Source organism: Tardiphaga sp. (genome assembly GCF_044340795.1).
Taxonomy (GTDB): domain Bacteria; phylum Pseudomonadota; class Alphaproteobacteria; order Rhizobiales; family Xanthobacteraceae; genus Tardiphaga.
On record NZ_JBIISY010000305.1, the window covers coordinates 1 to 6,257 of the forward strand.

The window sequence follows — 6,257 nt, forward strand, 5'->3', positions numbered from 1 at the left end:
CTTGTCTGCGGCCTTTTTCATTGAGCGCCCCCTAAGTCTAGTTGGGGCTCGATTCGCTCCGGCTGTGCCCGCCATGAGCAGCGTGGTACCGACCAGAGCAAGCCTGGCCGACCGACCTGTGGAAATTCCATACCGCGTCGCGGGTCATGGCGAGCTAGAACGCCTCAAAAAGCGTGCTGGTTTTGCAACACATCGCTACAACCGCTCACGAAAACGTGCATTCGCCCAAAGAGGCGGCAATTGCCCGTTTTTTCTCCTTCACCGTGTACCTCCTACGCCTCAGAGTTGCGTCAGGTTTACAGATTTCGCGGTTTCGCCGTTTTGTCGACACGGAACTGCTCGGTTTCATAAGTGATGGGGAATGTCATGAAGAAGGTAGTTATTGCCGCTTCCGCGGTGCTGGCGATGGGGATCACCACGGCTTCGGCAGCTGATCTGGGCGCCAAGATGTACAAGAAGGCGGCGCCGATCGTGGCCCCCTACGATCCTTGGGATATCGCTTTCGGTGCCTCGATCACCAATAACTACCTGTTCCGCGGCGTGTCGCAGTCGAACAACCGTCCGTCGGTGACGGCTTATTTCGAGCCGCGCTACAACATCAACAAGGACCTGCAGCTCTATATCGGTACCTCGGCGTCGAGCATCTCCTTCGCCAACCGCGCTGCGCTTGAGATCGACGGCTACTTCGGTATCCGCCCGACCTTCGGTGCGGCCGCCTTCGACTTCGGCTTCTGGTACTACGGTTATCCGGGCGGCCAGTGCACCGACTTCGACGCGGCCGGCACGCTCGGCGTCTGCGGCCCCGGCACCTCTCCGCAGGTGCTGGCCAACGGCAACGTGATGAAGAAGGACGTGTCGTTCTACGAGGTCTACGGCAAGTTCAACTACACCTTCAACGACTACTTTACGATGGGCGTGTCGGACAACTACTCGCCGAACTTCCTGAACACCGGTGCCTGGGGCAACTACGCCGCCGTGACTGCGAAGGCGATCGCTCCGACCACCTGGTTCGGTTCGTCGGGCGTCGGCATGTACGTGTCGGGTGAATTCGGTCGCCAGTGGCTGGGTACGTCGGATGCGTTCTACAGCGTTCCTGCCTTCCCGGCCGGCATCAAGTATGCCGACTACAACACCTGGAACGTCGGTATCGGCTTCACCTACAAGGTCTTCACCCTCGATCTGCGTTACTCGGACACCAGCCTGAACCGCGGCGATTGCAATGCCTTCACCTCGGACTTCACCGCTTCGGGCGTGACCAACATCACCCCGATCAATCCGGGCGGTGCTGGCTCGAGCTGGTGCGGCGCCACCGGCATCGTCAAGCTGTCGGCTGACCTGACCGCGATGACGAACCTGAAGTAAGCTTTTCCAACCTCGGTTGGATGCGAGCGGGCAGCGAGAAATCGCTGCCCGCTTTTCTTTGCGCAGGTCTGCCCTCCCGTTGCCGGCATTGCTGTCAGGCATCAGACCTGCAACACCCCCGTGCAATGAAAACCCGCCGCTATCTCGCTCATTTCGGCCTTCGCTCCCGCCTCGCGCGCAAGCGTTGGACCCGCCACATGTTGTTCCTGGCGGGCGGGATCTGTGTCGGCCTCGCCGCCATCGCGATGGCCTGGCTTGCCGACCATGCGCAGCATCTGTTCGGCGCCTTGCTGGCACGATGGCCCTATGCCGGGCTGTTCGTGACACCGATCGGCTTTGTCATCTGCATGTGGCTGGCCGTCGCCGTCTTTCCCAATGCGCAGGGCTCGGGCATTCCGCAGGTGATCGCAGCGTTGCGGTTGCCGCAGAAGCGTCGCGGGCCGCTGGTCTCGCTGCGCGTCGCCTGCGGCAAGGTCGTGGTGATGTCCCTCGGCCTGCTGTTCGGCGCCTCGACCGGTCGCGAGGGACCGACCGTTCAGGTCGGCGGTGCCATCATGGCGGCGCTGGGTCGCTTCGCGCCCTATCGACAGCCCGGCTTTTTGCTCGCGGGGTCGGCCGCCGGCGTCGCGGCGGCGTTCAACACACCGCTAGCCGGCATCGTTTTCGCCATCGAGGAGCTAAGTCGTTCTTTCGAGATGCGTAGCCTGGGTCTGGTCATCGGCGCCATCGTTGCCGCCGGTCTGACCTCGCTCGCCCTGCTCGGCGAGTATCACTATTTCGGCTCGCCGTCCGCGGTGTTGCCGCTCGGTCAAGCATGGATCGTGGTACCGGTCTGCGCGGCTCTCTGCGGTGTGCTTGGCGGTGTCTTCAGCCGCATTCTCATCCGCTTTGCGCTGGGACTTCCCGGCCGCTTCGGCGGTGCCATCAAGCGGCATCCGGTCATCTTCGCGGGCGCCTGCGGTCTCGGTGTTGCGCTATGCGGCTTGGTGAGCGGCATCCATGTCTACGGCACCGGCTATGAGCAGGCGCGCGCCATCATCGACGATGGTTCGAATGCGGTGGCGCACGGTTTCGGGGCCTGGAAATATGCGGCCACCATGCTGTCGGCGATCTCCGGCATCCCCGGCGGCATCTTCGCGCCGTCGCTGGCGATCGGTGCGGGTATCGCGTCCGATCTGGCGCCGCTGCTTCCGCCGGTGCCGCTCGATGCGCTCGTGCTGATCGGCATGGTATCATACCTGACCGGCGTGGTACGCGCGCCGATCACCGCCTTCGTCATTACGTCGGAAATGACCAACAACCATGCCATGGTCATTCCCCTGATGGCCGCAGCGCTGATTGCCAATGGCGCATCGCAGCTGGTGCTCAGCGAAGGCCTTTACCACGCCCTCGCGAGCATCACGCTGGCGCGCTTTGCTGCTGACGAAGCGAAGATGGTTTAGCTGGCTGGCGCTGTTGTTGCCTCCGCCAATGTGAAGCCATCGTCCGTCTTCTCCAACGACACCCGGCGCTGATGGAACGCATGCAGCGTGCCGCGATGGCCGATCGAGATGACGGTCGTATTCGGCAGCCGCGTTTCGATCAGCCGGTACAGTGCCGCTTCCGACGGCTCATCGAGTGATGCGGTGGCTTCATCCAGGAACAGATAGTCTGGCCTGTGCAGCAGCGCGCGGGCGACGCCGAGGCGCTGTTGCTCGCCGAGTGAGAGCATGCGGTTCCAGTGTGCGTCCTCGTCGAGGCGCCCTGTCAGCGCGGGCAGCCCGACGGCGGTGATCGCTTCCGTGATGGCCGTTCCGTCGAAAGAACCAGCGTTGCCGGGATAGGCAATGGCGTCTTTCAGCGTGCCGACCGGGAAATATGGCCGTTGCGGCAGCATCATCAGCGAGGCATTGGCGGGGAGGGCGACATGGCCCTTGCCGAATGGCCAGATGCCGGCGATGGCGCGGAACAGCGTCGACTTGCCCGAGCCCGATGGGCCGGTCAGCAGCGTGCGCTCGCCCTTGCGGAAGCGGAAGTCGCGCGCCTGCACGAGTGGTGCGCCATTCGGGAGCGCGACATCGAGATCCGGCAGTGCGATGGCGTCATCGGCCGTGGCTGTCGTGTGGATGATGTCGGGCTTGGTGACGAGCGTCTGGCCGTTGACGATGGCCTGCTCGAAACCGTCGAGACGCGCAACCACCGACTGCCATTCCGCCAGCGTCCGATAGGCGGAGACGAAGAACGACATGGCCTCCTGCACGCTGCCGAATGCCGATGCTGTCTGCGTCACGCTACCGAGTTGGACCTTGCCCGCAAAGTAAGCCGGCCCGATCATGATGTAGGGAAACAGCACCGCAGCCTGATTGTAGCTGCCCGTGAAGGCCGTCAGCTTCTTGGTGCGGCTCATGATGTCGATATAGTTCCGCACCACCAGCCCGAAGCGCTCGGACAGTCTCTGATGCTCGGCCGGCTCGCCTTTCAGCAGCGCGATCTGCTCGGCATTTTCACGTGTGCGCACGAGGTTGAAGCGGAAGTCCGCTTCAAAACGCTGCTGGCGGAAATTCAGCCCGACCAGCGGCCAGCCGATCAGATGGGTTAGCGTGGTGCCGACGATGGCATAGATCAGTGCCGCCCAGATCAGGTAGCCAGGAATGTTGAGGTCGATGCCGAACAGGTGCAGCGGCGCTGCCGCCGATAGACCCCACAGGATCACCACGAAGGAGCCGATGGTCACGACCGAGCTGAGCAGGCCGACGCCAAGCGCGAGGGTCTGGTCGACGAACAGTTGCGCGTCTTCCTCGATGCGCTGGTCGGGATTGTCCGCAGTCTCGCCCTGCAGCTGCATGCGATAGTGGTTGGCATTGCGGAGCCAGCCGGTGAGGTAATGCTCCGTCAGCCAGCGCCGCCAACGGATGCGCAGCCACTGGTTCAGATAGAGCTGATACACCTGCACGATCACGGACATGGTCGCCAGCACGGCGAAATAGCCGAGTAGAGAGGTGAAGCTCGACCAGTCACGCTCCTGCAGAGTGTTGTAGAAGTCGCTGTTCCAGCGGTTCACCATCACGGTGATGGCGACATAGCCGAGCTCCAGTGCGATCACCGCCGCGAGCAAGCCGCGCCCCGCCCATTTGTCTTCGGAATTGAAGTAGGGGATCGCGATCCGCCAGACGGCTTTGAGGGTGGAGCGGATGTTATTCACAGACGATCTCCGGGGAAGGGGCGCTAAGCCCTTGAGAGCGAGAGGGATTCTAACCGTTTAGACGAAAGTCGCCGACAAAGTGACGCGCGGCGCCTTGTCGCGAAACTGTGATTCAACCTAGCATGCGCGAAAGGCGAGGGCGGGGCTCTCGGCGCCGCGCGAACAGATCCAGCATCGGCATTGGCCGATCGCCGGCGCCCTCGCAAGTGAACAATCAGCAAGCTGCCGACCCCATGCGGGCCGGTCGCGCCACACGCTGCTAACAAGAACAACGAGGGAAACGGCCATGTGGAATCAGGTCTACAATCCATTCAACAATGCGACGCTCTCGACGCTGGTCGCGGCCATTCCCGTGGTCATCCTGCTGGTGCTGATCGCCACCAACAAGGTGAAGGCGCATATCGCCGCCGTCATCGCGCTGGTGCTGGCCAACCTCGTCGCGATCTATGCCTTCACCATGCCGGCCAACATGTCGATCCGCGCATCGGCGCTGGGCATCGTCACCGGCTTTTTCCCCATCGGCTGGATCGTCCTCAACGTCATCTTCATGTATCGGCTCACGGTCGATAGCGGCCGCTTCGAGATCCTGCAGCGCGCCATCGGCGGCGTCACCAATGATCGTCGCTTGCAGATATTGCTGATCGCCTTTTCCTTCGGAGCGTTCTTCGAGGGTGCCTCGGGCTTCGGCACGCCGGTCGCCGTCACCGGCGCCGTGCTGATCGGCCTCGGCTTCTCGCCGCTCGCCGCCTCCGGCCTATCGCTGATCGCCAATACCGCGCCTGTTGCTTACGGCGCGCTGGGCACGCCGATCCAGGGTCTGGCCACCGTCACCGGCTTTGATCCCTTCATCCTCGGTGCCATGGTCGGCCGTCAGCTGCCGGTGTTCTCGATGATCGTGCCGTTCTGGGTGGTCTGGGCCTTTGCGGGCTGGAAGGGCATGAAGGAAGTCTGGCCGGCAATCCTGATCACGGCACTGTCCTTCGCGATCCCGCAATTCGTGATCTCGAACTACATCAATCCGTGGATCGTCGATATCGGTGCGTCGCTGATCTCGATGGCCGCGCTGATCCTGTTCCTCAAGGTCTGGCAGCCGAAGACGATCTGGACCTCGGCCAAGCTGCGCCAGCGCGACGACAGCGCCGCGACCGCGCCGCCGGCCAAGCCGTTCGACACTACGCCGCTGACCTCGGCCGAGGTGTGGAAGGCGTTGACCCCGTGGATCATCCTCTGCGTCATCCTGCTGATCTGGGGCACCAACTGGTTCAAGGGGATCGTCAATCCGATCTTCTCCTGGAACTATCAGGTGCCCGAGCTGCACAACATGATCAACAAAGTGCCGCCGGTGGCTCCGCAGCCGACCAAGGAAGCCGCCGTCTTCGCCTTCACCTATGTATCCTTCACCGGCACCGGCATGCTGCTCGCTGCCATCATCTCCGGTTTCGTGATGGGCTTCTCGCCGCTCAAGATGATCGCGGAATATGGCCGCACCATCAAGATCTGCGCTTATTCGCTGATCACCATCTCGGCGATGCTGGCCATCGGCACGCTGACGCGCCTGTCCGGCGTCGACGCCACCCTCGGTCTGGCCTTCGCGGCCACCGGTGTGCTGTACCCGTTCTTCGGTACGTTGCTGGGTTGGCTCGGTGTCGCGCTGACCGGGTCGGACACGGCATCGAATGTGCTGTTCGGCAATCTGCAGAAGATCACCTCCGAG

General features: G+C 62.7%; 4 protein-coding genes. 3 read left to right on the forward strand and 1 reads right to left on the reverse strand.

What is annotated here, in order from left to right:
* Positions 1 to 366: 366 nt before the first annotated feature.
* Together ACIQ17_RS29575 and ACIQ17_RS29580 are read left to right on the forward strand one after the other, a co-directional pair.
* The gene (locus ACIQ17_RS29575; protein ID WP_398473009.1) at positions 367 to 1,362 is read left to right on the forward strand and encodes a TorF family putative porin; all 996 of its coding nucleotides are present in this window, start codon (positions 367 to 369) and stop codon (positions 1,360 to 1,362) included.
* Between the two features lie 125 nt (positions 1,363 to 1,487).
* Positions 1,488 to 2,804, forward strand: a complete 1,317-nt coding sequence (locus ACIQ17_RS29580; protein ID WP_398473010.1) for a chloride channel protein — start codon at positions 1,488 to 1,490, stop codon at positions 2,802 to 2,804.
* Here the strand turns inward: ACIQ17_RS29580 and ACIQ17_RS29585 are convergent.
* Positions 2,801 to 4,543 carry an ABC transporter ATP-binding protein/permease gene (locus ACIQ17_RS29585; protein ID WP_398473011.1) on the reverse strand — a complete coding sequence of 581 codons (1,743 nt, stop codon included), beginning with the start codon at positions 4,541 to 4,543 and terminating at the stop codon, positions 2,801 to 2,803. The genes ACIQ17_RS29580 and ACIQ17_RS29585 overlap by 4 nt on opposite strands.
* Positions 4,544 to 4,829: 286 nt before the next feature.
* Between ACIQ17_RS29585 and ACIQ17_RS29590 the strand changes: the two genes are divergently transcribed.
* Positions 4,830 to 6,257, forward strand: a 1,428-nt coding sequence (locus tag ACIQ17_RS29590; RefSeq protein WP_398473012.1) for an L-lactate permease, incomplete at its 3' end; no start/stop codon positions are given.